This is a genomic window from Azonexus sp., from assembly GCF_036170495.1.
GTDB lineage: Bacteria > Pseudomonadota > Gammaproteobacteria > Burkholderiales > Rhodocyclaceae > Azonexus.
On record NZ_JAVHPH010000221.1, the window covers coordinates 1 to 3,624 of the forward strand.

The 3,624-nt window shown below is 59.4% G+C and carries 2 protein-coding genes and 2 pseudogenes; 2 read left to right on the top strand and 2 right to left on the bottom strand.

Annotation, left to right across the window (positions count from 1 at the left end):
- Positions 1-721: pseudogene (locus ADADOO_RS07510) on the bottom strand (hypothetical protein); the annotation flags it as partial.
- Positions 711-1,655 carry a dialkylresorcinol condensing enzyme gene (locus ADADOO_RS07515; protein WP_511276357.1) on the bottom strand — a complete coding sequence of 315 codons (945 nt, stop codon included), beginning with the start codon at positions 1,653-1,655 and terminating at the stop codon, positions 711-713. The gene ADADOO_RS07515 and the pseudogene ADADOO_RS07510, both read right to left, overlap by 11 nt.
- Positions 1,656-1,814: 159 nt before the next feature.
- Here ADADOO_RS07515 and pyrG point away from each other — a divergent pair, with 159 nt between their 5' ends.
- Together pyrG and ADADOO_RS07525 are read left to right on the top strand one after the other, a co-directional pair.
- Entirely contained in the window at positions 1,815-3,455 is a 1,641-nt protein-coding gene (gene pyrG / locus ADADOO_RS07520; protein ID WP_511276359.1) for a CTP synthase, read from the top strand.
- A pseudogene (locus tag ADADOO_RS07525) lies at positions 3,452-3,624 on the top strand (3-deoxy-8-phosphooctulonate synthase); the annotation flags it as partial. The gene pyrG and the pseudogene ADADOO_RS07525, both read left to right, overlap by 4 nt.

Sequence of the window (3,624 nt, forward strand, 5' to 3'; positions counted from 1 at the left end):
CCAGCTTTTCGCCGCCGGCATACATGCAGACTTCCATCGTATTGGCCTGCGACAGGATGTCGATCCAGTCGATGCGCAGCGACAGGCCATCGGTGCGCGGCTGATCCTGGAGCAGAAAGGCGCCGGCGCCGTCGGACAGCATCCAGCGCAGGAAATCCTTTTCGAAAGCGATTTCCGGATTGGTTTCCAGTTCGGCTACCCGGTGTTCCGATTCGGCGGCGAAATTGCGCGCATGCAGGATGCTGGAGGACAGTTCGGAGGCCGTCGCCACCGCGTTGCGGGCCTGCCCGGAGAGCACGCTCATCCAGGCATATTTGAGCGCCGTGATACCGGCGACGCAGATCGCTGCGGTCGACACCACTTCGCAGGCCGGAATGCCCAGCTCGCCATGCACCATGACGCCGTGGTTGGGCATGATCTGATCCGGAATGGTCGTGCCGCTGACCAGGCAATCAATGTCGTTGGGGGAAAAGCGTTCGCAGGCCAGGCCACGCACGGCTTCGGCCGTTAGCTGGGCATTGGTGTGGGTCGGGGCGCCGGTCGTCGGATCGATGGCGTAGTGGCGCTGGCGAATGCCGTTGTTGCGCAGCACGATGCGCCGGGCGCGCGACGGCTTGCCGGCAATCAGGCCGAGCACTTTTTCGATGTCGTCGTTGCCGACCGGCGCATTCGGCAGGAAGGCCGAGGTGCCGTTGATATAAACCTTGCCGCTAGGGTGCATATTTTTGTAAGTTGAATTCCTGCGAGCCGGAGGGCTGCTCGAGTTCGGCCTTGAGCCGATCCAGTCGCGGTTTGAGCAGCGGGGAAAATAGCCATTGTAACAACAGGCTTATTGGAACGACGGTGACGATCAGCGTAATCAGGTAAAGAACAAACAACAAAAGGGCTGGGCGCCGCCGCCACTGGCCGCGCTGGCCAAATAGCCGGACCAGTTTCGACCAGACGCCGAAAGCCCGCCGGCCGGCCCGCTCGCTGATCGCCAGGCGCGGATTGACTGTAACCGCGCGCAGGCCAGCCAGCATCGGTTGGCCGGATTTTTCCTGGTCATTGTTCAGCCCGTCGGCCAGAGCCAGCCCGAAGCGGCCGGCCTGACGTATTTCTTCCGGCGAGACGCCGGCCGGCGGCAGGCCAAAAAAACCATCCTTTTTACCGGTCCACACCCAGCGCGGCGTGGTGATGAAGGTAGCCAGCGGATGGCCCTGATCGGTAAAGGCCAGATGGTCGATCAGGCGGCCGCCGGCCTCGGCGATCAGCTGTTTCATTGTTTCCTGAGCCGATAGCCACATGTTGCGGCAGGCGACCAGCGTGATGACCGGTTTGCCGCAAATCAGCCGCCGGCCTTCAGGGCTGTGCAGGAAGGCCGTCATCGGCAGGGCAGGGGAGAGATACCAGACCTGGTAGGTCAGGATCACCAGATCGAACGGCGTCTCGGCGGTGATGCCCAGCGGGCGCAGCGGCGGTGCATCGAGCTGGACGCATTCGGGGAAAGCATCAAAAAAGTCGACAATCGGCCACGGAAACGGAAAGGGCGTCACGGGCACCAGCGTTTCAAGATGAACGTCGTGACCAGCCGCGCGCAAGGGGGCGATGACCCGCTCGGTAATGTCCGAAAGCTGTCCGGTTTGGGAGTAGTTGACGACGAGAACGCGTTTCAAGAGGCATCCGCTAAGCTGGTTGGCTCGTGATTCTAACAAATCGGCCTGCGCTTACCGAGATCGGGTGTTATTCCATCGGCAAAGGCAAATTTGGTCGACAAGCTTGGGGTTTTTCACCCTTATCGGCTATGATTCTGCTTTCCCGCAGCCTGTCTTTCCATGACCAAATTTGTTTTCGTTACGGGTGGTGTCGTGTCCTCATTGGGCAAAGGCATCGCCGCCGCGTCGCTCGGGGCCATTCTGGAATCCCGCGGCATCAAAGTCACCCACCTCAAGCTTGACCCCTACATCAACGTCGACCCCGGCACGATGAGTCCTTTCCAGCACGGAGAGGTTTTCGTCACCGAGGACGGCGCCGAGACCGATCTCGATCTCGGGCATTACGAGCGCTTTACGAGCGCCAAAATGGGCAAGCGCAATAATTTCACGACCGGCCAGATCTACGACACGGTGCTCAAGAAAGAGCGTCGCGGCGAGTATCTCGGCAAGACCGTGCAGGTCATTCCGCACATCACCGACGAGATCAAGAACAAGATCAAGGCCGGTGCTGAAGGCGCCGAAGTCGCCATCGTCGAAGTCGGCGGTACGGTCGGCGACATCGAGTCGCTACCTTTTCTGGAAGCCATTCGCCAGATCGGTTTCGAAGAAGGCCGCAACAACGTCTGCTACATGCATCTGACGCTGCTGCCCTACATTCCGACCGCCGGCGAACTGAAGACCAAGCCGACCCAGCACTCCGTCAAGGAACTGCGCGAAATCGGTATCCAGCCGGACATCCTGTTGTGCCGTGCCGACCGTTCGATTCCGGTCGAAGAGCGCCGCAAGATCGCGCTGTTCTGCAATGTGATGCCGGAAGCGGTCATCGAGTGTCTCGATGCCGATTCGATCTACAAGATACCAGGCATGCTGCACGAACAGATGCTCGACGAAATCGTCTGCCACAAGCTCAACATCCTGGCCAAGGCCGCCGATCTGTCGGTCTGGCGCAACCTGATCGTGGCGCTGGAGCATCCGCAGCACGAAGTGACCGTGGCCTTTGTTGGCAAGTATGTCGACCTGACCGAGTCGTACAAATCGCTGATCGAGGCGATCAAGCACGCCGGAATCCATACGCGCAGCCAGGTCAATATCGTCTATCTCGACTCTGAAGACCTCGAAAAGAACGGTGTCGGCGTCCTCAAAGGCATTGATGCCATCCTGGTGCCGGGCGGTTTTGGCCGTCGTGGGACAGAAGGCAAGATTGCTGCCATCCGTTATGCCCGTGAAAACAAGGTGCCTTACCTCGGTATCTGTCTCGGTATGCAACTCGCTGTCGTCGAATTCGCCCGCGATGTGGCCGGCATGGCCGAAGCGCATTCCACTGAGTTTGTTCAGGACACGCCTTATCCGGTCATTGGCCTGATTACCGAGTGGCTGGATGCTTCCGGCAAGGTCGAAAAGCGTAGCGAAGATTCCGACATCGGTGGCACGATGCGCCTGGGCGGTCAGGTCTGCAAGCTGGCTGAAGGTTCGTTGGCCCGCAAGATCTACGGCGCGCCGGAGATTACCGAGCGTCACCGCCACCGTTATGAAGTCAATAACACCTTGCTGGCGCAACTGGAGGCCAAGGGCTTGATCGTTGCCGGCCGCGCGCCGGGTACCGATTTGTGCGAAATGATCGAGTTGCCGGCTGACATTCATCCGTGGTTCGTCGGTTGTCAGTTCCACCCCGAATTCACCTCCAATCCGCGTCAGGGTCATCCGCTCTTTACGTCCTACGTCAAAGCGGCGCTGGCCAATCAAAAGGTCAAGGCAAAATGAAACTCTGTGGTTTCGAGGCTGGTCTTGACCAGCCTTTTTTTCTGATTGCCGGCCCGTGTACGGCTGAGTCGGAGCAACTTTGTCTCGATGTTGCCGGCCACATGAAGGAAGTCTGCGGTCGACTGGGAATTCCGTACATTTTCAAAGCCTCCTACGACAAGGCCAACCG

Coding starts and splice junctions, on each gene's coding strand:
- pyrG (WP_511276359.1), top strand. CDS start 1,815: ATGACCAAATTTGTTTTCGTTACGGGTGGTGTCGTGTCCTCATTGGGC.